This window comes from Mycobacterium sp. IS-2888 (genome assembly GCF_001954215.1).
GTDB lineage: Bacteria > Actinomycetota > Actinomycetes > Mycobacteriales > Mycobacteriaceae > Mycobacterium.
Window position 1 is genome coordinate 1 of the sequence record NZ_MBET01000056.1, and the last position, 23,756, is coordinate 23,756.

Here is a 23,756-nt window from a genome sequence, read left to right on the forward strand (position 1 = left end):
CGCCGCCGGAATCGGGTTCGTGGCTGAGCTCGCTGGCGGATTCGGGTTCCTCAGGTTCCCGTCCCGGGGGTTTCGGCCCGTTCATGTCTGTCTGCCCTGTCCAACTGCCTCACCAGCGCGCGGGGCTCTACGGTCGAGCCGTTGTGCGCGCGCTCGGGAAATTGTCATTGTGCCTGGGCAAACCCTACCGAACCGAGTGGGGCAATTGACTTTAGCGGCGGGGCCGCCGGTCAACTGATGCCCGGATTGTGACCTTCGAGTCGCAATTCAGTGCTTCTCGGGACCCAGGTAGTACTCGAACACCAGACCCGCCGCCGTCGCAAGGACGAACACGACTCCGGCGACGATCAACCACGGCAGCCACAACGCGATACCGACCGCGGCCACCGAGCCGGACAGCGCGACCAGGATCGGCCACCAACTGTGCGGCGCGAAGAACCCCAATTCGCCTGCACCGTCGCTGATCTCGGCGCCCTCGTAGTCCTCAGGCCGGGTGTCGAGACGGCGGGCGACGAAGCGGAAGAAAGTCGCCACGATCAGCGCCAGACCGCCCGTCAGCGCCAGCGCGGTGGTCCCCGCCCACTCCTCGCCGCCGGTGGCGAACATCGCGGTCAGCACCCCGTACAGCACCGCCGTGACCAAGAAGAACGCGGCGACGAACTCGAACAGCCTCGCTTCGATGTGCATTGAGTGTCCTAACCTACTGGCTTGCCGTCATTTCGCCGCGGCGGGTTTCGAACGGGTGGGTGGTCACGGCTACCGGGGACTGGTTGATCGCCTGCAACGCCTGGGCGTTGGTTTTCCCGTCGATCCGTTGCTGCAGGTAGGCCTTGAAATCGTTGGGTTGGACCACGCGAACCTCGAAGTTCATCATCGAGTGATACGTGCCGCACATCTCGGCACAGTGCCCGACGAATGCCCCGGTCTTGGTGATCTCTTCGACCTGGAACACGTTGACGGAGTTGTTCGCGACGGGGTTGGGCATCACGTCGCGCTTGAACAGGAATTCGGGCACCCAGAACGCGTGCACGACGTCGGCCGACGCCATCTGGAATTCGATGCGCTTGCCGGCCGGCAACACCAGCACCGGAATTTCGGTGCTGGTTCCCAGGGTCTCGACCCTGTCGAAGTTCAGGTAGGTCCGGTCCTCGGTGTTGAGGCCTCGCACGGGGCCCACGAGCTCCTCGCCGTGCTTGTCCTTGCCCTCGGGCTTGGACACCATCGCCTTCTTCTTGGCCTCGTCGGCGCCCTCGTAGGTCAGCGTGCCGTCTTTGAAGTTGACCCTCTGGTAGCCGAACTTCCAGTTCCACTGGAAGGAGGTGATGTCGATCACGACCTCGGGGTCCTTGGCCAGATGCAGCATCTTCTCCTGAACCACGACCGTGAAGTAGAACAGCACCGAGATGATCAGGAACGGCGTGACGGTGAGCACGAGCTCCAGTGGCATGTTGTAGCCGAACTGGCGGGGCAGCTCGGTGTCGGTCGCCTTCTTGCGGTGGAAGGTAGCGGACCAGAAGATCAGGCCCCACACGATGACGCCGACGACCAGCGAGGCGATCACCGCGCCGATCCACAGCTCGCGGTTGAGGTGGGCCTCCGGGGTGATGCCCTCCGGCCAGCCCATGGCCAGCGCCTCCGACCAGCTGCATCCGCTCAGGCTCACCGCCAGCACGCCCAGCATCAGGGCCAGCGCCAGCGGCCGAAGGCCGGAGAACCTGCGCTGCGACAAACGTTGCGAACGGGCCTGCTCGCGAGGTGTCACGTTGGCGCCTCCTGCTTGGAAAATCGAATACTACGCAGCGTAGACCACGCCACTCAGCGCGGCGACGAAACCCCGGCCCGCCGCGGCCGCGCGGCGTCGCGCCGCGCAAAAGTGCGGCATACTGGGGCGCCGTGTGTGGTCTGCTGGCGTTCGTCGCGGCCCCGGAGGGCGCCGACGCCGCCCGAGCCGATGCCGAGGTCGCCCGCGCCTTGCACCTGATGCGGCATCGCGGACCCGACGAGCCGGGCACGTGGGCCGACCCGGGCGCCGACGGATCCGTCGTGTTCGGCTTCAACCGGCTGTCCATCATCGACATCGCCCATTCCCATCAGCCGCTGCGCTGGGGACCGCCGGAGGCGCGCGACCGCTACGTGCTGGTGTTCAACGGCGAGATCTACAACTACCTGGAGCTGCGCGACGAGCTGGCCGCTGTCCACGGAGCCGCCTTCGCCACCGAGGGTGACGGTGAGGCGATCGTCGCGGGCTTCCACCACTGGGGCACCGGCGTCGTGACACGGCTGCGCGGCATGTTCGCCTTCGCGTTGTGGGACACCGTCAACCGCGAATTGTTCTGCGCGCGTGACCCTTTCGGCATCAAACCGCTTTTCACGGCCACCGGCCCCGGCGGCACCGCGGTGGCCAGCGAGAAGAAATGCCTGCTGGATCTGGCCGAGCTGATCGGCTTCGACACCGCCATCGACGAGCGGGCGGTGCAGCACTACACGGTGCTGCAGTACGTCCCGGAGCCCGAGACGCTGCACCGCGGGGTGCGACGCCTGGAATCGGGCTGTTACGCCATGATTCGTCCCGGGCAGCTCGAGCCCGAGGTCACCCGCTACTTCGTGCCGCGGTTTGCCGCCACGCCGATCACCCGCGATACCGAACAGGCCCGCTACGACGAAATCACCGCGGTGCTCGAGGATTCGGTGGCCAAGCACATGCGCGCCGACGTGACCGTCGGCGCGTTCCTGTCCGGCGGGATCGACTCCACCGCGATCGCGGCGCTGGCCATCCGGCACAATCCCCGGCTGATCACGTTCACCACCGGCTTCGAGCGTGAAGGGTTCTCCGAGATCGACGTGGCGGTGGCCTCCGCGGAGGCGATCGGTGCCCGCCACATCGCCAAGGTCGTGACCCCCGACGAGTTCGTCGCCGCCCTGCCCGAGATCGTGTGGTACCTCGACGAACCCGTCGCCGACCCCGCGCTGGTGCCGCTGTTCTTCGTCGCCCGCGAGGCCCGCAAGCACGTCAAGGTGGTGCTGTCGGGTGAGGGGGCCGACGAGCTATTCGGTGGCTACACGATCTATCGGGAACCGCTGTCGCTCAAGCCCTTCGAGTATCTGCCGCGGCCGCTGCGCCGTTCGATGGGCAAGGTGTCCAAGCCGTTGCCCGAGGGCATGCGCGGCAAGAGCCTGCTGCACCGCGGATCGCTCACGCTCGAGGAGCGCTACTACGGCAACGCCCGCAGCTTCTCCGATGCGCAGCTGCGCGACGTGCTGCCGGGATTCCGCGATGAGTGGACCCATACGGATGTGACCGCGCCGATCTACGCCGAATCGCGCGGCTGGGACCCGGTGGCCCGCATGCAGCACATCGACCTGTTCACCTGGCTGCGCGGCGACATCCTGGTCAAGGCCGACAAGATGACGATGGCCAACTCGCTGGAGCTCCGGGTGCCGTTCCTGGATCCCGAGGTGTTTGCGGTGGCCTCGCGGCTGCCGGTAGAGGCGAAAATCACACGAACGACCACCAAGTACGCGCTGCGGCGCGCCCTGGAGCCCATCGTCCCGGCGCACGTGCTGCACCGGCCCAAGCTCGGGTTTCCGGTCCCGATCCGGCATTGGCTGCGCGCGGGCGAACTCGTCGAGTGGGCCTACGCGATGGTGGACTCGTCGCAGGCCGATCACCTGGTCAACACCGCCGCAGTGCGCCGGATGCTCGACGAACACCGAAGCGGCAGCAGCGATCACAGCCGCCGGCTTTGGACGGTGCTGATCTTCATGCTCTGGCACGCGATCTTCGTTGAGCACAGCGTGGTACCCGAGATCCGCGAGCCGCTCTACCCGGTGCAGTTGTAACCGCGAGCAGACGCAGAATCGCACGCGGACGGGCCGCGCAATGCGATTCTGCGTCTGCTCGCCGGAGAACTAGGGCAGTACGGCGGCGATCTCGTCGGCCGCGTCGTCGCCGTACGCGCCGGCCAGCCGGCTCTTCGCGACCCCGTGGTCCCAGGTCCACTCCTGGGTTCCGGTCGACTCCAGCACCAGCACGGCGACCAGCGACCCCAGCTGCGCCGAACGCTCCACGGTCAGGCCCGCGCTGCGCCCGGTGAGGAACCCGGCCCGGAACGCGTCGCCCACGCCGGTGGGGTCGACCTGGCTGGTTTCGGGCACCACGTCGACGTGGACGGTGGTGCCGTCGCGGTCGACCACGTCCACGCCCTTGGCGCCCAGCGTCGTCACCCGCAGGCCGACCTGCGCCATCACGTCTTCCTCCGACCAGCCCGTCTTGGACCGCATCAGGTCCCACTCGTAGTCGTTGGTGAACAGGTAGGTGGCGCCGTCGATGAGCTTGCTGATCTCGGCTCCCGACAGCCGGGCCAGCTGCTGGGACGGGTCCGCGGCGAAGGGTAGCCCGAGCTCACGGCACTCCTCGGTGTGCACCACCATCGCGTCCGGATCGTTGGCCCCGATGATCACCAAGTCTGGAGTCCCGATGCCCGACACGACGTCGGCGAGCTTGATGTTGCGGGCCTCCGACATCGCGCCCGGATAAAACGAGGCGATCTGCGCCATGTCGATGTCGGTGGTGCACACGAACCGCGCCGTGTGCGCGGTCTCGGAGATGAGCACGTGGTCGCAGTTGACGCCGTGGCCCTGCAACCAGTCGCGGTAGTCGCCGAAGTCGTCGCCCGCCGCGCCGACCAGCGCCACGTCACCACCCAGCACGCCGATGGCGTAGGCGATGTTTCCGGCCACCCCGCCGCGGTGAATAACCAGGTCGTCGACGAGAAAACTGAGCGATACCTTCTGCAGGTGCTCGGGCAGTAGCTGTTCGGAAAATCGGCCGGGAAACCGCATCAAGTTATCGGTCGCAATCGAACCAGTCACCGCGATCGTCACGAAATCTCCATCCTTCGTTAGTAAGGTTATCTAGCTTACTCAGGCATATCCACTGTCGTTGCGCCCGCGGTCGGCGCGCGCGGCCGTGCGCTAGCCTGCCAAGGGAACTCACTCAAGTCGCCGGGACCCGAATACTCGGGCGCTATCGGTTCGTGTCCCGTCTACCACCGTAGGAGAACCACATGGGCGGTCCGCACCCGCCGAACCACGCTGTCGGCGCCGACGGACCCGCGCCCTACGCGCAGCCGGTCGAGTTCCCGCAGGAGCCCGGTGCCGGCGACCCCACCTTCGCGCCGCCGCCGTCCCCGCCCCAGGGATATCCCAAGCGGCGGTCCAAGCGGCGATGGATCATCGGCGTTTTGCTGGCCTTCGTGCTGGTCGCCGCGACGACGGTGGCGATCGTGTTCGGGGTCCGCACGAACGGGGCCAGTACCGGCGCCGCGTTCTCCGAGGCATCGGCCAAGTCGGCCATACAGGGTTACCTCGACGCGCTCGAGCGCCGCGACACCGACAACATCGTCCGCAACGCGCTGTGCGGCCTGTACGACGCCGTGCGCGACAAGCGGTCCGACCAGGCGTTGGCCAAGCTGAGCAGCGACGCGTTCCGCAAGCAGTTCTCCGAGGTCGAGGTGACCTCGGTCGACAAGATCGTGTTTCTGTCGCAGTACCAGGCCCAGGCGCTGTTCACGATGAAGGTGTCACCCGCGGCCGGCGGCCCGATGCGCGGCGACGTGCAGGGCGTCGCGCAGCTGCTTTTCCAGCGCGGAGAGACGCTGGTGTGCTCGTACGTGCTACGTACCGGGGGCTCGTACTAGCCCGGCCGGACGGTCAGTTCAAGCGGCTCAGTTGAACGAGTCCCCGCAGGCGCACGAACCCGTGGCATTGGGGTTGTCGATGGTGAAGCCCTGCTTCTCGATGGTGTCGACGAAGTCGATGGAGGCGCCTTCCACGTACGGCGCGCTCATCCGGTCCACGGTCAACGTCACACCACCGAAGTCGGCGGTCAGATCGCCGTCCAGGGTGCGGTCGTCAAAGAAGAGGTTGTAGCGCAGCCCGGCGCATCCACCCGGCTGAACCGCGATACGCAGCGCCAGGTCATCACGTCCCTCCTGGTCCAGCAGGGACTTCGCCTTGGTGGCGGCGGCCTCGGTCAGGATCACGCCGTGGGTCTTGGCGCTCGACTCGTTCTGCACCGTCATTGCTTCTCCTACATGCCTCATTGTTTGGGTGGGTCAGCCGCGATCGGAGACCACGCGGGGAAACTCACTCCCTCAACGGTACCTTGCGGGACCGCTATTCCCGAGTCGCTCGGCCACCTCCGACGCCAACCCCATGAGCTGATTCGCCGCGTCGGCCAGCGCCAGGCGCACCGATCCGGCGTGGTCGGCGATCGACAGGGCGGCCATGATGCCCGCCGATCGCACCGTCGATTTCTCCAAATCGACCTGGCCGGCGAGCACGATCACCGGAATGCCCAGCGGGCGGGCCCTACCGGCGAGCCAGCCGACGACCTTTCCGTGCAGGGATTGCTCGTCGAACCGGCCTTCACCGGTGACGATCAGCTCGGCGGTCTCGAGGTCGTCGGCCAGGTTGGTGTGCTCGGCGATGATGTCCGCGCCGGACTCGCTGCGGCCGCCCAGCGCCAGCAGCGCGGCGCCGATGCCGCCGGCGGCGCCCGCGCCCGGCTCGGAGCTCACATCGCGCCCGGCGACCGCTTCGAGTTCCAGCGCCCACGCCTCGAGGCGGACTTCGAGCGCCGCGACGGTCGCGGTGTCCGCGCCCTTCTGCGGCCCGAACATCCTGGCGGCTCCCCAGGGGCCCAACAGCGGATATTCGGTGTCCGAGGCGGCGATCAGCTCCACGTCGGCAAGTTGCTGCCGCGCGACTTCCAGGCCGCCCAGCTCGGCGACGAGGCCCTGCCCGCCGTCGGTGGACGCGCTGCCGCCCAGCCCGACCACGATCCGCCTGGGCGCGGCGCCCAGGGCCTCGGCGATGAGCTGGCCGACTCCCCTGCTGTGCGCAGCCATCGCGGTCTCCGGCGAAGGTGGAACGCCCAGCAACGCCAGACCACACGCCTGCGCGCACTCCAGGTACGCGGTTGCCGAGCCGCGATCGAACACCCACTCGGCGTCGACCGGGGCGTTCAGCGGCCCGGATACCCGCGCTCGCCGCTTCTCGCCGAGCCGGCTGGCCAGCACGTCGATGAAGCCTGGTCCGCCGTCGGACTGAGGGGCGACGATGAAGCGGTCCCCCGGACGCGACCGGGTCCAGCCCGTGGCGATGGCAGCGGCCGCCTCGACGGCCGTGAGGCTGTCGCCGTAGCAATCCGGGGCCACCAGGACCTGCATGGCCGGCAGCTGGAGGCGACCGGGTGCGAGGCCAGCGGCAGCATCATCCGAGGCCATCGAGCCGTCGTCCATCACAGGCAGCCATTCATCAGAGGTAAGCGTAGGTGCATCGGCGTGCTGGAGCATGAATAATCACGACGCCGTCCGGGGCCATTTCGGCGCGGACGGCCCGCGAAGTAACCTGGCGACTGTGAAGTTGCTGGGCCGCAAGAAAACCCATGAAGAGGACCTCGACGAGGGTTCGGCGGAGCTGGTCGCGCCCGAGCCGGCCGATCCCGCCGAAACCGCGGCCCGGGGGTCGCGCAAGACCGGTCCCAAGGGTCGGCCGACGCCCAAGCGCACCGATGCCCGGCGCAGCAGCCGCAAGGGTCCGGTCGCGCCGGCGCCGATGACCGCCGCCGAGGCGCGGGCCCGGCGCAAATCGCTGGCCGGCCCGAAATTGTCCCGCGAGGAGCGCAGGGCCGAACGAGCCGTGAGCCGGGCGCGGATGTCGGATCGCCGGGAGCGCATGATGGCCGGCGAAGAGGCCTACCTGCTGCCGCGCGATCAGGGACCGGTGCGCCGGTATGTGCGCGACGTGGTGGATTCCCGGCGCAACTTCCTGGGGCTGTTCATGCCGTCCACGCTGGCGTTGCTGTTCATCATGTTCGGTGTCCCGCAACTGCAGCTCTACATCTCTCCGGCGATGCTGGTCCTGATGGCCGTGATGAGCGTCGACGGGCTGATTCTGGGCCGCAAGGTCAACAAGCTCGTCGACGTCAAGTTCCCGAACAACACCGAAAGCCGTTGGAAGCTAGGGCTTTACGCCGCCAGCCGGGCCTCCCAAATGCGCCGGATGCGGACGCCCCGGCCCCAAGTCAAGCACGGCAGCAGTGTCGATTGACCCTCGCCTGAAAGCCGTCTGACCCCGGTGCGCACCCTGGTGCTCGGCGGGATCAGATCGGGCAAATCCCGGTGGGCCGAGGAGGCCATCGCCTCGTCGCTGGCGCCCGGTCAGCCGGTCCGCTACCTGGCCCCCGGGCCCGCCGGGCACACCGACGAGGCGTGGGCACGCCGCGTCGCGCAGCACCGCGACCGTCGTCCCGCGCATTGGTCGACGATCGAAACCGACGACATCACAACCCAATTGCGGGGGTCGCCGGACACCCCGACGCTCGTCGACGACCTCGGCGCCTGGCTCACCGGCACGCTGGACCGCCATCATGCGTGGGAGAACGGGTCGGCGGCGACGTCGGTCGCGGAGACGATCGACGACATGGTCGCCGCGATCGGCGCGTTCGGATCGACGCTGGTGCTCGTCAGCCCGGAGGTCGGGCTGACCGTAGTGCCGGCCACCGCGTCGGGCCGGCGGTTCGCCGACGAACTGGGCAACCTCAACCAGCGCCTGGCCGCGTTGTGTGACCGCGTCGTGCTGGTGGTCGCCGGCCAGGCGGTCCCGATCAAACCGCCGGGAACGTGATGGAATTCACTGCGATTTCGCCGCCCGACGCCGCCGCCGCGGCCGCCGCCCGCGCGCGGCAGGACACGCTGACCAAGCCGCGGGGCGCGCTGGGCCGACTCGAGGACCTGTCGGTCTGGGTCTGCTCGTGCCAGGGGCAATGCCCGCCGCGCCAGTTCGAGCGCGCGCGGGTGGTGGTGTTCGCCGGCGACCACGGTGTCGCTCGCTCCGGCGTGTCGGCCTACCCGCCGGAAGTGACCGCGCAGATGGTCGCCAACATCGACGCGGGTGGGGCGGCGATCAACGTGCTGGCCGATGTCGCCGGGGCGACCGTGCGCGTCGCCGACCTGGCGGTGGACGCCGACTCGCTCTCGGAACGCATCGGCGCCCACAAAGTGCGGCGCGGCAGCGGCGATATCGCCGTCGAGGACGCACTGACGGACGAGGAGACCGCCCGGGCGATCGCGGCCGGGCGGTCTATCGCCGACGAGGAGGTCGATGCCGGGGCCGACTTGCTGATCGCCGGTGACATGGGAATCGGAAACACCACTGCGGCAGCGGTTTTGGTGGCGGCGCTGACGAATGCCGAGCCGGTTGCGGTGGTCGGCTTCGGGACCGGGGTCGACGACGCCGGCTGGTCACGCAAGACCGCCGCGGTTCGCGACGCCCTGTTTCGGACCCAGCGGGTGCTGCCCGACCCGGTCGGGCTGCTGCGCTGCTGCGGCGGCGCGGACCTGGCCGCGATGGCGGGCTTTTGCGCGCAGGCCGCGGTGCGGCGCACGCCGCTGCTGCTGGACGGGATGGCGGTGACCGCCGCCGCGTTGGTGGCCGAGCGCCTGGCGCCGGGCGCTAGGCACTGGTGGCAGGCCGGTCACCGGTCCACCGAGCCGGGGCACGCGCTGGCCTTGGCGGCTCTCGAGCTGGACCCGATTCTGGATCTGCGCATGCGGCTCGGCGAGGGCACCGGCGCCACCGCGGCGCTGCCGCTGCTGCGCGGCGCGGTGGCCGCGCTGTCGTCGATGGCGACGTTCACCGACGCCGGTGTGTCCACGCGCTCCGATGGTGCTCCCCCGCCGTGATGCGTTCGCTGGCAACGGCTTTCGCGTTCGGCACGATTGCGCCGCGTGTCGGGGCGGGGCCGATGGGCCGCGGCGCCATGACCGCGCTGCCGGTGGTGGGCGTCGCGCTGGGTGGGCTGGGCGCGGCGGTCACGTGGGGCAGTGCGCACGCCTTCGGCGCGTCCAGCCCGCTGCCCGGGTTCCTCGCGGTGGCGGCGCTGCTGCTGGCCACCCGCGGCCTGCACATCGACGGTGTGGCCGACACGGCCGACGGGCTGGGTTGTTACGGGCCCGCGCCGCGCGCGCTGGCGGTGATGCGCGACGGCTCGACCGGACCGTTCGGCGTGGCCGCCGTCGTGCTCGTGATCACGTTGCAGGGCCTGGCATTTGCCTCGCTCGGTGCCGCCGCGATCGTGGTGGCCGTCGCGGCGGGCCGCGTCACCGCGGTGCTGGCCTGCCGGCGGTCCGTGCCCGCGGCCGAGGGCAGCGCGCTGGGGGCGCGGGTTGCGGGAACGCAGCCCGCGCCGGTGGTGGCGGCCTGGCTCGCGGTGTTGCTCGTCGCATCGCTGGCGGCGGGTCCGCGGCCGTGGCAGGGCCCGGTCGCGGTGCTGCTGGCGGTGTGCTGCGGCGCGGCGCTGGTGGCGCACTGCGTGCGCCGCTTCGGCGGCATCACCGGCGACGTGTTGGGGGCGGCCATCGAATTGACGACGACGGTCGGCGCCGTGGCGCTCGCGGCATTGGTGCGGTTCTAGCGGGCGGGCAGGGCGGTCGCGCTAGCCCAGCCGCGACATCCAGCCGTGGGTGTCGGCGAAGGTGCCGCGCTGTATCCCGGTCAGCGTGTCGCGCAGCGCCATCGTCACTTCCCCGGGCTGGCCGTCGGCGATGCTGAACTCGGCATCGCCGTACTTCACCTGCGAGACCGGGGTGATGACGGCCGCGGTGCCGCAGGCAAACACCTCGGTGATCTCCCCCGCGGCGGCCTTCTTCTGCCACTCGTCGATATCGATCTTGCGTTCCTCGACCGCGAATCCGGCGTCAATGGCCAACTGCAGCAACGAATCCCGTGTTATCCCGGGCAGCAGCGACCCGGACAGCTCGGGGGTGACCAGCCGCGCCGATCCGCCGCTGCCCAGCACGAAGAACAGGTTCATGCCGCCCATCTCTTCGACGAAGCGACGCTCCACGGCGTCGAGCCAGACGACTTGGTCGCAGCTGTTCTCCGCGGCCTGGGCCTGAGCCAGCAGCGAGGCGGCATAGTTGCCGCCGAACTTGGCCGCCCCGGTGCCGCCGGGGCAGGCCCGCACGTATTCGGTCGACACCCAGACGGTGACCGGGCTGATGCCGCCCTTGAAATAGGCGCCGGCCGGCGACGCAATCAGCAGGTAGCGGTACAGCTTGGCCGGCCGCACCCCCAGCCCCGACTCCGTCGCGAAGATGAACGGTCGCAGATACAGCGCCTCTTCGCCGCCGGCCCGGGGCACCCACGCATTGTCGACGGCGACGAGTTGGCGCAGGGACTCGAGGAACAGCTCGTCGGGCAGCTCGGGAATCGCGAGCCGCCGCGCCGACGAGCGCATCCTGGCCGCGTTGGCGTCGGGGCGAAACGACACGATCGAACCGTCCGCCCACCGATAGGCCTTGAGTCCCTCGAACACCTCTTGCGCGTAGTGCAGCACGATCGCGGACGGGTCCAGCTGGATCGGGCCGTACGGGATGACCCGCGCGTTGTGCCAACCTTGGTCCTCGGCGTAGTCGATCGAGACCATGTGGTCGGTGAAGTATTTGCCGAAACCAGGGTCGGCCAGAATCGCCGCACGTTCGGCGTCGCTCGCCGGATTCGACGCGCGCATCACCGTGAACTCATGCGAGCCGCTGGTCATGGCGCCGATTGTATCCCTGCGCGCGAACGGGTTTGTGCCACGGGAATCGGTGCCGGCTAACGAGTTTTGACGGCGACGAAGGGCGGACGCACGACTTCGCACTCGGCCGCGCGGCCGCGGATGTCGACGGTGATTTGCTGGCCGTCTTCGATTCCCGCGTCGGTGTCGATCAGCGCGAGCGCGATGCCGGCCTGCAGCGTCGGCGAGAACGTGCCCGACGTGGTGATCCCGACCGGCGCCTCGTGATCGAGCACCGTCAGCCCGGGACGCAACACCCCGCGACCGACCATCCGCAGCCCGCGCAGCAGCCGTCGCGGCCCGGCTTCCTTTTCGGCCAGCAGCGCGTCGCGACCGAAGAACGCGTCCTTCTTCCATCCGATCGCCCAGCCGCATCGGGCCTGCAGCGGCGAGATGTCGAGCGAAAGTTCGTGCCCATGCAGCGGGTAGCCCATCTCGGTGCGAAGCGTGTCGCGGGCGCCCAGCCCGGCGGGCTCGCCGTCGGCGGACTTGACCGCCGCCGCCAGCGCGTCGAACACCACGCCTGCGGAATCCCAGGCCGGCAGCAGTTCGTAGCCATGCTCGCCCGTGTATCCCGTGCGGCACACGCGCACCGGCACACCGGAGAAGGCGGCGTCGGCGTAACCCATGTAGTCCATGTCGGTCGGCAGCCCCAGCTCGCCGAGCACGTCGGCGGATCGCGGGCCCTGCACCGCCAGCACCGCATACGAGCGATGCTCGTTGCTGATGGTCACCCCGGCGGGCGCGGCCGCCCGCAGCGCGTCGACCACCGCGGTGGTGTTGGCGGCGTTGGGCACCAGGAAGATTTCGTCGTCGTCGACGTAGTAGGCGATCAGGTCGTCGATGACACCGCCGGATTCGGTGCAGCACAACGTGTATTGGGCCTTGCCCGGGCCGATGCGGCCCAAATCGTTGGTGAGGGCGGAGTTGACGAACTTCGCCGCGCCCGGCCCGCGCACCAGCGCCTTGCCGAGGTGACTGACGTCGAACAGGCCGACGGAGTTTCGGGTGGCGTTGTGTTCGCTGACGGTGCCGGCATACGACACCGGCATGAGCCAGCCGCTGAACTCGGCGAAGCTGGCACCCAATTCGCGGTGGCGGTCTTCCAGCGGTCCGTGCTGCGCGTCGTCGGTCACGGCGTCTCACCCTAATCCAGCGGTATTGCTGGCACACTTGGGTAGGTGTCCGATCACCTGGACTTCGACGCGCTCGAGGCCGCCGGAATCGCAAACCCGCGCGAGCGAACCGACCTGATCAAGTACCTCGATGGACTGGGCTTCAGCGTCGAGGAGATGGTCGAGGCCGAGCGCCGCGGCAGGCTGTTCGGGCTCGCCGGTGACGCCCTGTCGTGGTCGGGACGCCCCATCTACACCGTGCAGGCCGCGGCCGAGAAGCTCGGTTTGTCGGCCGACGACGTGGCGCAGGCGTGGGGTTTGCTCGGTTTGACCATCGCCGGTCCTGACGTTCCGGTGCTGAGCGAGGCCGACGTCGACGCCCTATCGACGTGGGTCGGGCTGAAGGCGGTGGTGGGCGAGGACGGGGCGTTCGGCCTGCTGCGGGTGCTCGGCGCCGCGATGGCCCGCCTCGCGGAGGCCGAGGGGACGATGATCCGCGCCGGGACGCCGGACATCCAGATGAACTACACCCACGACGAGCTCGCCACGGCGCAGGCCTACCGCGCGGTCGCCGAGTTCATTCCCCGCATCGGCGCCCTGATCGACGTCGTGCACCGTCACCACTTGATCAGTGCCCGAACGTATTTCGAGGGCGTCCTGCTCGGCACGTCGGCGAGCGTGATCTGCGGCGTCGGTTTTGCGGATCTGTCCGGTTTCACCGCGTTGACCCAAGCGCTCACGCCGGCGCAATTGTCGCTGCTACTCACCGAATTCGGCGGCACCGTCGCCGACGTGGTGCACGCCGACGGCGGGCGGCTGGTGAAGTTCATTGGCGACGAGGTGATGTGGGTCAGCGCGTCGCCCGAGCAGCTGGTCACGGCGGCGGTCGATCTTGTCGAGCATCCGCGGGCGCGCGAGGAGGGCCTGCACGTTCGTGCCGGCCTTGCCTACGGCAGCGTGCTGGCCACCAACGGGGACTACTTCGGCAACCCGGTCAACCTGGCCGCGCGCTTGGTCGCCGCGGCGGCGCCCCGGCAGATCCTCGCCGACTCGGCGCTGCACGACGAGTTGCCGGATTGGCCCGCGGTCGCCCACCCTCCGCTGACGCTCAAGGGTTTTGACGAGCCGGTCACCGCCTTCGAGTTGCGCGCTAAGGGCGGTGCCGGCCCCGGGCCCGGTCCCGGTGACTAGGGTGATTGCCCGTGACCACCGAACCGAGTTACCAATCCCCGTCCGTCCAGGTCGCCACATCGCTGCCGAAACGTGGCGCGGGTTCTTCGGTGTTGGTTGTGCCGGTCGTCTCGACCGGCGACGAAGACCGGCCGGGGGCCGTCGTTACCGCCGCCGAGGCGTTCCTGTCCGCCGCCGCGATCGCCGAGATCGAGGCCGGCCTGCGGGCGCTCGAGGCCACCGGCGGCAGTGATCAGGTGCACCGCCTGGTGGTGCCGTCGCTTCCGGTGGCCAGCGTGCTCACGGTCGGCCTGGGCAAGCCGCGATCGGAGTGGCCCGCGGACACGATCCGGCGCGCGGCCGGCACGGCGGCGCGCGCGCTGAACAGCGCCGAGGCCGCAATCACCACGCTGACCGAATTGGATCTGGAGGCAGCCGTCGAGGGGTTGATCCTGGGCAGCTACCGATTCACCGCTTTCCGCAGCGACAAGACCGCACCGAAGGACCAAGGCCTGCGCAAGATCACCGTGCTGTCCAGTGCCAAGGGCGCCAAATCCCAGGCGGCCCATGCCGCGGCCATCGCGACCGCGGTCGCGACCGCCCGCGATCTGGTCAACACCCCGCCGAGCCACCTCTTCCCCGCCGAATTCGCCAAGCGCGCAAGGGCTTTGGGCGAGTCCGCGGGCCTGGAGGTCGAGGTGCTCGACGACAAGGCGTTGCAGAAGGGCGGCTACGGCGGGGTGATCGGCGTCGGCCAGGGCTCGTCGCGCCCGCCACGGCTGGTGCGGCTGATCCACCGGGGTTCGCGGCTGGCCAAAAAACCGAAGCAGGCCAAGAAGGTGGCGCTGGTGGGTAAGGGCGTCACCTTCGACACCGGCGGCATTTCGATCAAGCCTGCCGCGTCGATGCATTACATGACCTCGGATATGGGCGGGGCGGCCGCGGTCATCGCGACCGTCACGCTGGCCGCGCAGCTCGAATTGCCGATCGACGTGATCGCGACCGTCCCGATGGCCGAGAACATGCCGTCGGCGACCGCGCAGCGCCCCGGCGACGTGTTGACGCAATACGGCGGTACGACGGTCGAGGTGCTCAACACCGACGCCGAGGGCCGGCTCATCCTGGCCGACGCCATCGTCCGCGCGTGCGAGGACAATCCCGACTATCTGATCGAAACCTCGACCCTCACCGGCGCCCAGACCGTGGCGCTGGGCGCACGCATCCCCGGAGTGATGGGCAGCGACGAGTTCCGCGACCGGGTCGCGGCGATCTCGCAGCGGGTCGGGGAGAACGGCTGGCCCATGCCGCTGCCCGACGAGCTCAAAGACGACCTGAAGTCCACCGTTGCCGACCTTGCCAACATCAGCGGGCAGCGCTTCGCCGGCATGCTGGTGGCCGGCGTGTTCCTTCGCGAATTCGTCGCGGACGGAGTGGCCTGGGCGCACATCGACGTGGCCGGCCCGGCCTATAACACCGGCAGCCCATGGGGATACACGCCCAAGGGAGCCACCGGCGTTCCCACCCGGACGATGTTCGCGGTGCTGGCCGACATAGCGGAAAGTGGCTAGCAGAAAACGGCTAGCTGAAACGGGCTCGCGGTAAACGGCTAGCGGAAAACGGCCATAGCACCCACGGTCGGTGATAGTTGCCACCGAAGGCAATTGGGCCGCGTCGCGCAACCGATGAGCAAATTTCTGTTTAGCCATGCGGCGCAGCGGATAACCCTCTCACGGGTCGGTGTTCGACAGGAGGCAAACTGTGACTGCGCGACGGTTGATCATGGCGCTGGGCGCCGTGCTTTTGCTGGCCGGTGTCATCGGGCTGCTCGTGCCGGTGTCGGTGTCTGACAGCAGCGGCACATCCATTTCATGCGGCAACGGAATTGCCCCGGATTCCTCCGCGGCACGCAACGCCAACGACAAGAACGGGGCGAACATCCCGATCCTCAACCAGGTCCTCCCGCACACCGACTTTGTGGCGCAATGCAATTCGGCGGTGCACGGTCGGCAGATGTGGGCCATCCCGCTGGCGGTTATCGGGATCCTCGGGATCGGCGGCGCGCTGCTGGTATCACGCGGTCCTCGAGCGGCAACCGGCCCGTGAGCGCGGTCTAGATCACCCGCATCCGGGCGGTGCTGCGCAGCGCCTGCGGCAGTACCCTCGAAATGCCGTAGAGCGCATAGGCTTCCGGTGCGACGGGGCGGATCGGTTTGTTCTTCTTGACCGATGACAAGATTGCGTTGGCGACCTTGTCAGGCCCGTAGTGGCGCAGCGCGAACATCTTGCCCAGCTGGCCCCGCCGGCCGTCGACATCCTCCTCTTGCTTTCCGGCGGGCGCGTCGAACCGGGTGGTGTTGATGATGTTGGTGTCGATCACCCCGGGGCAGATGGTGGTCAAGCCGACACCGGCGGCGTCGAGTTCGGCCCGCAGGCAGTCGGAGAACATGTAACTCGCGGCCTTGGACGTGCAATAAGCACTCAGCGACTGCAGCGGTGCGTAGGCGGCCATCGACGACACGTTAACGATGTGCCCGCCGGTGCCGCGCTCGACAAGGCGCCGCCCGAACGACCGGCAGCCGTTCACGACGCCGCCGAGGTTGACGTCCAGGACCCGGTCGAATTGCTCGGCCGGGGTGTCCAGGAAGTTGCCCGCCTGCCCGATGCCGGCGTTGTTGACCACGATGTCGGGCACGCCGTGGTCGGCGCTGACCCGCGCGGCGAAGGCCTCGACCGCCTCGGTGTCGGACACGTCGAGCACGTAGGGGTGGGCGACGCCGCCCCGCGAGGCGATCTGGGCCGCGGTTTCCTTGACGGCCGCCTCGTCGATGTCGCTGACGACCACCTCGGCGCCCTCGCGCGCGAAGGCGAAGGCGGTCTCGCGCCCAATGCCGCTGCCCGCGCCGGTGACCGCGACCAGCATGTCGCCGAAGTACTCGCGCGGACGCCCGACTTGGGCGCGCAGCAGCGCGCGGCTGGGTTGCTTGCCCTCGGCCAGGTCGGCGAAGTCATGCACCGCGGCGGCCATCACCTGTGGGTGCGACATCGGTGAAAAGTGACCGGCCTTGATGTCGCGTCGCCACAGCCGTGGCACCCAGCGCGCGGTCTCGTCGTAGGAGTAGGGCCGCACGTACTTGTCCTGGGTGTTGACGATCAGCTGCACCGGTACGTCGACGATGTGGATGGCCTCGCGGCGTTTGGCAAACGAGCGAAAGTAGTTGGCGGGATACGTTTTAACCGACTGGGAGGCGTCGCGGGCCAGGTTCTCGGAATGGTGGATCAGCTCGTCGGGGATGTTGTCGACCACGTTGCGCCGCAGCGCGGGGACCGACATCGTCAGCCGCAGGAACAACGGCGCCAGCACCGGGATCGAAAGAAACACCATGTAGCTGAAGCGCAACGTTTGGCTGATCGCGCGCGCAAACCTGCGCGGCCGCCACGGTCGCCGCAGGCCGCTGAAGATGTAGTCGACCAATTGCTCATGGCTCGGACCCGACACCGAGGTGAACGAAGCGACCCGATCACCGGCACCGGGTCGTTTCAAGTACTCCCACACCCCCACCGATCCCCAGTCGTGGGCCAGCACGTGGACCGGGCTGCCGGGGCTCAGCTCACCGGTCACCGCGGCGAAGTCGTCGGCGAACCGGTCCATGGTGTACGCCGAAACCGGCTTGGGCACCGACGACAGCCCGACTCCGCGGTTGTCGTAGCGGATGACCCGGAAGCGCTCGGCCAGGTGCGGGACGACGCCGTCCCACAGCACATGCGAGTCGGGAAAGCCGTGCACCAGCACGACGGGCGGCCCGTCGGGGTTGCCTTCTTCGTAGACCGCGATGCGTGCGCCGTCCGCGCTGTCGACGAACCGCTGGGGTACCTGTTGAATTGCCGGCATCGGACCTCCCCGCTCTTACTGGCAGTGGCCACACCGTAGCAAGCGGGCCGGGGCTGACCTGGCGCCGAGCGCGGTCCGCCCTGGATGTGTGCCGGTGCGGGAGCAATGACAGGATAGTTTCGAAACTTGGCCTCCACGCCGCCTACACCGCGGTGTGGTAAGCCAGATGTCGACCTGCGCCGACAACCGATCGAGGAGTCAATAGAGATGGCCTTCTCCGTGCAGATGCCGGCCCTCGGTGAGAGCGTCACCGAGGGAACGGTCACGCGCTGGCTCAAGCAGGAAGGCGATACGGTCGAGCTCGACGAGCCGCTGGTCGAGGTGTCGACCGACAAGGTCGACACCGAAATCCCGTCGCCCGCCGCGGGTGTGCTGACCAAGATCATTGCCCAGGAGGACGACACCGTCGAGGTTGGCGGCGACCTGGCGGTGATCGGCGACGCCGGCGAGCAAACCCAGGGCCAGCCCGAAACCCAGCCCGAGGCCCAACCCGAAGCCGAAGCAGAACCCGAAGCCCAAGCAGAACCCGAAGCGCCCAGCCAACCCGAGCCGCAGGCCGAGCCGGAACCCCAGGCCCAGCCGGAACCCGAACCCGCGGCGGCGGCTCCCAAAGCGCCCAGCGGCGACTCGGGTGACGGGCAGCCGGTACTGATGCCCGAGCTCGGCGAGTCGGTGACCGAGGGCACCGTGACTCGGTGGCTGAAGAAGGTCGGCGATTCCGTGCAGGTGGACGAGCCGCTGGTGGAAGTGTCCACCGACAAGGTGGACACGGAGATCCCGTCGCCGGTGGCCGGCGTGTTGGTCAGCATCACCGCCGACGAGGACGCCACGGTCCCGGTGGGCGGCGAGTTGGCGCGGATCGGCGTCGGGACCGAGGATCGCGCCCCGGCGGCTCCCGCTCCCGCTCCCCAACCCGAACCCAAGCCCGAGCCCGAGCCGAAACCCGAACCGAAGCCCGAACCCGCCGCCAAGCCGACCCCCGCACCGGAGCCCAAGCCCCAACCTGCGCCGCCGCCGAAAGCCGAGCCCGCCGCTCCCCAGCGGCCGGCGGCGGAGACCTCAACCGACGGCGTCCCGTACGTCACCCCGCTGGTACGAAAACTGGCCAGCGAGAACAACATCGACCTCGCCGAGGTCACGGGCACCGGCGTGGGCGGGCGCATCCGCAAGCAGGACGTGCTGGCCGCCGCCGAGAAGAAGGAAGAGGCGCAGAAGGCGCCCGCCCCGGCCGCGGCGGCCCCCGCCGCCGCCCCGTCCGCACCCGCCGCGCCCACTCCGGCGCCCGCGCTGGCACACCTGCGCGGCACCACGCAAAAGGCCAGCCGGATCCGTCAGCTCACCGCGGCCAAGACCCGCGAATCCCTGCAGGCCACAGCGCAACTCACCCAGACCCACGAGGTCGACATGACCAGGATCGTCGGGTTGCGGGCCAGGGCCAAGGCCGCGTTCGCCGAGCGCGAGGGCGTGAACCTGACGTTCCTGCCGTTCATCGCCAAGGCCGTGATCGATGCGCTGAAGATTCACCCCAACATCAACGCCAGCTACAACGAGGACACCAAGGAGATCACCTACTACGACGCCGAGCACCTGGGCTTCGCCGTCGACACCGATCAGGGCCTGCTCTCCCCCGTGATCCACAACGCCGGTGACCTGTCGCTGGCCGGGCTGGCGCGGGCAATCGCCGACATCGCCGCCCGCGCCCGGTCGAGCAACCTGAAACCCGACGAGTTGTCCGGTGGCACCTTCACGATCACCAACATCGGCAGCCAGGGAGCCTTGTTCGACACCCCGATCCTGGTCCCGCCGCAGGCGGCCATGCTGGGCACCGGCGCCATCGTCAAACGCCCGCGCGTGGTCGTCGACGAAAGCGGCAACGAGTCGATCGGCGTGCGCTCGGTGTGCTATCTCCCGTTGACCTATGACCACCGGCTGATCGACGGCGCGGACGCCGGACGTTTCCTCACCACGATCAAACACCGGCTCGAAGAGGGAGCGTTCGAGGCAGACCTCGGGTTGTGACGACGTGTCCCGAGCTGGTCATCACGCCGTCATCGCGATAGCGGGGTCGTCCGGCCTGATCGGCTCGGCCCTGGCGGCGGCGCTGCGCGCGGCCGATCACACGGTGCTGCGCATCGTGCGCCGCACACCGGCGAATTCCGAAGAACTGCACTGGAATCCGGAAAGCGGCGAGTTCGATGTCGACGCGCTGACCGACGTCGACGCGGTCGTCAACCTCTGCGGCGTCAACGTCGGCCAGCGCCGGTGGTCGGGCGCCTTCAAGCAGAGCTTGCGCGACAGCCGGATCGCCCCCACCGAGGTGCTGGCCAACGCGGTCGTCGACGCCGGGGTCGAAACGCTGGTCAATGCCAGCGCGGTCGGTTTCTACGGCGACACCAAGGACCGAGTGGTCGACGAAAACGACCGTGCCGGAACGGGTTTCCTGGCCCAGCTGTGCGAAGACTGGGAAGCCGCCACGCTGCCGGCCCAATACGGCGGCGTCCGGGTTGTGCTGGCCCGCACCGGCCTGGTGCTGGCCCGCGCGGGCGGTGCGCTGCGCCGGATGCGGCCACTGTTCTCGGCCGGGCTCGGCGCCCGGCTGGGTAGCGGCCGCCAATACATGTCGTGGATCAGTCTCGAGGACGAGGTGCGGGCGCTGCTGTTCGCGATCTCAAACCCAACCCTGTCCGGCCCGGTGAACATGACCGGGCCGGCGCCCGTCACCAACGCCGAATTCACCACCGCCTTCGGCCGCGCGGTCAACCGTCCAACGCCGTTGCTGTTGCCCGGTTTCGCGGTGCGGGCCGCGCTCGGCGAATTCGCCGACGAGGGACTGCTGATCGGTCAGCGGGCCATCCCCGCCGTGCTGGAGCGCGCCGGTTTCCAGTTCCATCACAACACCATCGGCGAAGCGCTCGGCTACGCCACCGCCCGGCGTGAGCGCGATTGAGCCACATCACCCGACCGTCGCGTCGCAAACCGCACCAGGCCCGAGTACCGTCACGAGCGTGATGGATTCCATCCGGTCGACGCCGACCGCGATCGACGTCCGCCAGCTGGGCACGGTCGACTACCGCACCGCCTGGCAGCTGCAGCGCGACCTGGCCGACGCCAGGGTCGCCGGGGGCCCGGACACGCTGCTGCTGCTCGAGCACCCGTCGGTCTACACCGCCGGGCGCCGGACCGAGCCGCACGAACGGCCGGTCAGCGACGCTCGCGTCGCAGATGTCATAGACACCGACCGCGGCGGCAAGATCACCTGGCACGGCCCGGGACAGTTGGTCGGCTACCCGATCATCAGGCTGGCCGAACCGCTCGACGTCGTCAATTACGTTCGGCGCCTTGAGGAATCGCTCATCATGGTGTGCGGCAACCTCGGTCTGGACACGAGCCGAATCGAGGGCAGGTCTGGGGTGTGGGTACCCGCCGGCGCCGGCCGGCCCGCGCGCAAGGTCGCCGCCATCGGGGTGCGGGTGGCGCGTGCGACCACCCTGCACGGCTTCGCGCTCAACTGCGACTGCGATCTCAACGCGTTCAAGGCCATCGTGCCGTGCGGCATCAGCGATGCCGGCGTGACGTCGCTGTCCGCCGAACTCGGCCGCACGGTCACCGTCGACGACGTCCGGGCCGCGGTCGCCGAAGCCGTCTGCCACGCGCTGGACGGACGCCTCGCCCTTACCTGGCGACCAACCCCCGCCCGCGTAGCATCGACATAGTGAGCTCGCCTAAGTCTGTGGCGCCCGAAGGGCGCAAGTTGCTGCGCCTCGAAGTGCGCAACGCGCAGACCCCGATCGAGCGCAAACCGCCGTGGATCAAGACCCGGGCCCGGATGGGACCCGAGTACACCGAGCTGAAGAGCCTGGTCCGGCGGGAGGGCCTGCACACGGTCTGCGAAGAGGCCGGCTGCCCCAACATCTTCGAATGCTGGGAGGACCGCGAGGCCACCTTCCTGATCGGCGGTGACCAGTGCACGCGCCGGTGCGACTTCTGCCAGATCGACACCGGAAAACCCGCGCCGCTGGACCGCGACGAGCCCCGCCGCGTCGCCGAAAGCGTGCGCACCATGGGGCTGCGCTACGCCACCGTCACCGGCGTCGCCCGCGACGACCTGGACGACGGCGGGGCGTGGCTGTACGCCGAAACCGTGCGCGCCATCAAGGAATTGAACCCGTCGACCGGCGTCGAGCTGTTGATCCCGGACTTCAACGGCGAGCCCGCGCGACTCGCGGAGGTCTTCGAGTCGCGCCCAGAAGTGTTGGCGCACAACGTCGAAACCGTGCCCCGGATCTTCAAACGGATTCGGCCCGCCTTCACCTACCAGCGCAGCCTTTCGGTGCTCACCGCGGCGCGCGACGCGGGCCTGGTCACCAAGAGCAACCTCATCCTCGGCCTCGGCGAAACGCCCGACGAAGTGCGCACCGCCCTGGCCGACCTGCGTGAAGCCGGCTGCGACATCGTCACCATCACCCAGTACCTGCGGCCGTCGACGCGTCACCATCCGGTCGAGCGCTGGGTGCGGCCCGAGGAGTTCGTCGAGTTCGCGGGGCACGCCGACGGGTTGGGATTCTCCGGGGTGCTGGCCGGGCCGCTGGTGCGGTCGTCGTACCGGGCAGGCCGCCTCTACGAGCAGGCCGCACGCACCCGGGCCTCGGGCGCCTCGGCACGCTAGCCGACTCCGCACGTACGTATCCTTGGTGACTATGGCTAAACCCCGCACTGCCGCCGAGAACAAGGCCGCCAGGGCGCAGGCGCAGGCCGCGCGCAAAGCGGCCGCGCGGGAGCGCCGCACCCAGTTGTGGCAGGCGTTCAACATTCAGCGCCGGGAGGACAAGCGCCTGCTGCCGTACATGATCGGCGCGTTCGTGCTGATCGTGGGCGCCTCGGTGGCGGCTGGCATCCTGGTCGGCGGATTCACCATGATCAGCCTCATCCTGCTCGGCGTGGTGCTGGGCGGTTTGGTCACCTTCATCATCTTCAGCCGCCGCGCGCAGCGATCGATCTACCGCAAAGCCGAAGGTCAAACCGGCGCCGCGGCGTGGGTGCTGGACAATCTGCGCGGCAAGTGGCGGGTAACCCCGGGTGTTGCCGCGACGGGTCACTTCGATGCCGTGCACCGGGTTCTCGGCCGGCCCGGCGTCATCTTGGTCGGCGAGGGCGCGGCGGCCCGGGTCAAACCGCTCGTGGCCCAGGAGAAAAAGCGCACCGCTCGACTGGTCGGCGACGTGCCGATCTACGACATCATCGTCGGCACCGGCGAGGGCGAGATTCCGCTGGGCAAGCTGGAGCGCCACCTGACCCGGCTTCCGGCCAACATCACGGTCAAGCAGATGGACAACCTGGAGTCGCGGTTGGCGGCGCTGGGAACGCGTGCCGGTGCCGCCGTCATGCCGAAGGGGCCGCTGCCGAACGCCGGCAAGATGCGCGGCGTGCAGCGCACCGTGCGCCGCAAATAGCCCTGCGGTTTCAGCGCCGCACGACGGCCGTGCCGGTCACCCGATCCTGCAGCCCGCGGCCGTCCCAGTCGGTGAACAACGGCGGGACCACCAACCCGACCAGGAGCCCCCGCGCCACCAGCCGGCCCAGCCCCAGCCGGCCGTCGAGAGCCACCACGCCCAGCCCCAGCACCAACTGCCCCGGTGTGAAACCGAACAGGCGGACTGCGACGACGCCGAGCACCAACCAAACGACCAGCACCGACGTCGCCAACATCTCCTTGGAGATGACACCGAAACCCATCGCCAGGGCCGCCAGGCCGTAGGAGATCAGCCAGTCGATGAGCAGCGCCACCAGCCGACGTCCCATCGGCGCCAGCGATCCCGGCCCGCGTTCGGGCAGCCCGAGCGCCTCGCCGGGATAGGCCGGGCGCGATCCCGGTGTCCCCGCCGTCATCGGCCGGCCGTCTCGGTCCGAAAAGAGGACGGCCCGACGCTGCGCCGCGGGGCGAGACCAGTTACGATCT

At 69.1% G+C, this 23,756-nt stretch carries 23 protein-coding genes; 14 read left to right on the plus strand and 9 right to left on the minus strand.

Features of this window, described 5'->3' with window-relative positions:
- Positions 1–267: 267 nt before the first annotated feature.
- Complete coding sequence (locus A5745_RS09790) at positions 268–687, minus strand: cytochrome c oxidase subunit 4 (protein ID WP_076062315.1); 420 nt, start codon at positions 685–687, stop codon at positions 268–270.
- Positions 688–700: 13 nt separating this feature from the next.
- Positions 701–1,762 carry a cytochrome c oxidase subunit II gene (locus tag A5745_RS09795; RefSeq protein ID WP_076062313.1) on the minus strand — a complete coding sequence of 354 codons (1,062 nt, stop codon included), beginning with the start codon at positions 1,760–1,762 and terminating at the stop codon, positions 701–703.
- 131 nt (positions 1,763–1,893) lie between these two features.
- Between A5745_RS09795 and asnB the strand changes: the two genes are divergently transcribed.
- Complete coding sequence (gene asnB, locus A5745_RS09800) at positions 1,894–3,840, plus strand: asparagine synthase (glutamine-hydrolyzing) (RefSeq protein WP_076115901.1); 1,947 nt, start codon at positions 1,894–1,896, stop codon at positions 3,838–3,840.
- Positions 3,841–3,909: 69 nt separating this feature from the next.
- Here the strand turns inward: asnB and A5745_RS09805 are convergent, their stop codons facing one another.
- Positions 3,910–4,884, minus strand: coding sequence for a carbohydrate kinase family protein (locus A5745_RS09805; RefSeq protein WP_076115902.1), 975 nt, complete (start codon positions 4,882–4,884; stop codon positions 3,910–3,912).
- A 182-nt stretch (positions 4,885–5,066) separates the two neighbouring features.
- Between A5745_RS09805 and A5745_RS09810 the strand changes: the two genes are divergently transcribed.
- Positions 5,067–5,699, plus strand: coding sequence for a hypothetical protein (locus A5745_RS09810; RefSeq protein ID WP_076062307.1), 633 nt, complete (start codon positions 5,067–5,069; stop codon positions 5,697–5,699).
- A 27-nt stretch (positions 5,700–5,726) separates the two neighbouring features.
- Here the strand turns inward: A5745_RS09810 and A5745_RS09815 are convergent, their stop codons facing one another.
- Both A5745_RS09815 and A5745_RS09820 read right to left on the minus strand, forming a co-directional pair.
- Positions 5,727–6,083 (minus strand): iron-sulfur cluster assembly accessory protein, encoded by a 357-nt coding sequence (locus tag A5745_RS09815; protein ID WP_067920675.1) that lies wholly within the window; start codon positions 6,081–6,083, stop codon positions 5,727–5,729.
- Between the two features lie 72 nt (positions 6,084–6,155).
- Entirely contained in the window at positions 6,156–7,232 is a 1,077-nt protein-coding gene (locus tag A5745_RS09820) for a glycerate kinase (protein ID WP_076062423.1), read from the minus strand.
- 250 nt (positions 7,233–7,482) lie between these two features.
- Between A5745_RS09820 and A5745_RS09825 the strand changes: the two genes are divergently transcribed.
- Genes A5745_RS09825 through A5745_RS09840 form a run of 4 tightly spaced genes read left to right on the plus strand, consistent with a single transcriptional unit; the run spans position 7,483 to position 10,480 of the window.
- Entirely contained in the window at positions 7,483–8,115 is a 633-nt protein-coding gene (locus A5745_RS09825; protein WP_240563055.1) for a DUF3043 domain-containing protein, read from the plus strand.
- A gap of 27 nt (positions 8,116–8,142) precedes the next feature.
- Entirely contained in the window at positions 8,143–8,691 is a 549-nt protein-coding gene (locus A5745_RS09830; RefSeq protein ID WP_076115903.1) for a bifunctional adenosylcobinamide kinase/adenosylcobinamide-phosphate guanylyltransferase, read from the plus strand.
- The gene (gene cobT / locus A5745_RS09835) at positions 8,688–9,749 is read left to right on the plus strand and encodes a nicotinate-nucleotide--dimethylbenzimidazole phosphoribosyltransferase (RefSeq protein WP_175879798.1); all 1,062 of its coding nucleotides are present in this window, start codon (positions 8,688–8,690) and stop codon (positions 9,747–9,749) included. Before A5745_RS09830 ends, cobT begins: the two co-directional genes overlap by 4 nt.
- A complete protein-coding gene (locus tag A5745_RS09840; RefSeq protein WP_076115905.1) occupies positions 9,746–10,480 on the plus strand; it encodes an adenosylcobinamide-GDP ribazoletransferase in 735 nt (244 codons plus the stop codon). Before cobT ends, A5745_RS09840 begins: the two co-directional genes overlap by 4 nt.
- 21 nt (positions 10,481–10,501) lie before the next feature.
- Here A5745_RS09840 and A5745_RS09845 read toward each other — a convergent pair whose 3' ends face one another.
- Both A5745_RS09845 and gcvT read right to left on the minus strand, forming a co-directional pair.
- Positions 10,502–11,608 carry a branched-chain amino acid aminotransferase gene (locus A5745_RS09845; protein ID WP_076115906.1) on the minus strand — a complete coding sequence of 369 codons (1,107 nt, stop codon included), beginning with the start codon at positions 11,606–11,608 and terminating at the stop codon, positions 10,502–10,504.
- Between the two features lie 56 nt (positions 11,609–11,664).
- Positions 11,665–12,762, minus strand: coding sequence for a glycine cleavage system aminomethyltransferase GcvT (gene gcvT, locus A5745_RS09850; protein ID WP_076115907.1), 1,098 nt, complete (start codon positions 12,760–12,762; stop codon positions 11,665–11,667).
- 45 nt (positions 12,763–12,807) lie between these two features.
- Here gcvT and A5745_RS09855 point away from each other — a divergent pair, with 45 nt between their 5' ends.
- From A5745_RS09855 to A5745_RS09865, 3 genes are all read left to right on the plus strand, one after another.
- Positions 12,808–13,932, plus strand: coding sequence for an adenylate/guanylate cyclase domain-containing protein (locus A5745_RS09855; RefSeq protein ID WP_076062296.1), 1,125 nt, complete (start codon positions 12,808–12,810; stop codon positions 13,930–13,932).
- A gap of 11 nt (positions 13,933–13,943) precedes the next feature.
- On the plus strand, positions 13,944–15,479 hold the full coding sequence (locus tag A5745_RS09860; RefSeq protein ID WP_076115908.1) for a leucyl aminopeptidase: 1,536 nt from the start codon (positions 13,944–13,946) through the stop codon (positions 15,477–15,479).
- 190 nt (positions 15,480–15,669) lie between these two features.
- Entirely contained in the window at positions 15,670–16,014 is a 345-nt protein-coding gene (locus A5745_RS09865) for an aminopeptidase (protein WP_076062292.1), read from the plus strand.
- 7 nt (positions 16,015–16,021) lie between these two features.
- On the opposite strand, the gene A5745_RS09870 is transcribed toward A5745_RS09865, so the two are convergent.
- Entirely contained in the window at positions 16,022–17,800 is a 1,779-nt protein-coding gene (locus A5745_RS09870; protein WP_076115909.1) for an SDR family oxidoreductase, read from the minus strand.
- A gap of 207 nt (positions 17,801–18,007) precedes the next feature.
- On the opposite strand from A5745_RS09870, the gene sucB reads away from it, so the two are divergent.
- From sucB to A5745_RS09895, 5 genes are all read left to right on the plus strand, one after another.
- The gene (sucB, locus tag A5745_RS09875; RefSeq protein WP_076115910.1) at positions 18,008–19,819 is read left to right on the plus strand and encodes a 2-oxoglutarate dehydrogenase, E2 component, dihydrolipoamide succinyltransferase; all 1,812 of its coding nucleotides are present in this window, start codon (positions 18,008–18,010) and stop codon (positions 19,817–19,819) included.
- A 4-nt stretch (positions 19,820–19,823) separates the two neighbouring features.
- Positions 19,824–20,747: a TIGR01777 family oxidoreductase gene (locus A5745_RS09880; protein WP_076062287.1), complete on the plus strand. Its 924-nt coding sequence runs from the start codon at positions 19,824–19,826 to the stop codon at positions 20,745–20,747.
- A 61-nt stretch (positions 20,748–20,808) separates the two neighbouring features.
- Positions 20,809–21,513 carry a lipoyl(octanoyl) transferase LipB gene (lipB, locus tag A5745_RS09885; protein ID WP_076115911.1) on the plus strand — a complete coding sequence of 235 codons (705 nt, stop codon included), beginning with the start codon at positions 20,809–20,811 and terminating at the stop codon, positions 21,511–21,513.
- Entirely contained in the window at positions 21,513–22,466 is a 954-nt protein-coding gene (gene lipA / locus A5745_RS09890) for a lipoyl synthase (RefSeq protein ID WP_076115912.1), read from the plus strand. The genes lipB and lipA overlap by 1 nt, the downstream gene beginning before the upstream one ends.
- Before the next feature lie 31 nt (positions 22,467–22,497).
- Positions 22,498–23,250 carry a DUF4191 domain-containing protein gene (locus tag A5745_RS09895; RefSeq protein WP_076115913.1) on the plus strand — a complete coding sequence of 251 codons (753 nt, stop codon included), beginning with the start codon at positions 22,498–22,500 and terminating at the stop codon, positions 23,248–23,250.
- A 10-nt stretch (positions 23,251–23,260) separates the two neighbouring features.
- Here A5745_RS09895 and A5745_RS09900 read toward each other — a convergent pair whose 3' ends face one another.
- Positions 23,261–23,686, minus strand: coding sequence for an RDD family protein (locus tag A5745_RS09900; protein ID WP_076062281.1), 426 nt, complete (start codon positions 23,684–23,686; stop codon positions 23,261–23,263).
- Between the last annotated feature and the right edge of the window lie 70 nt (positions 23,687–23,756).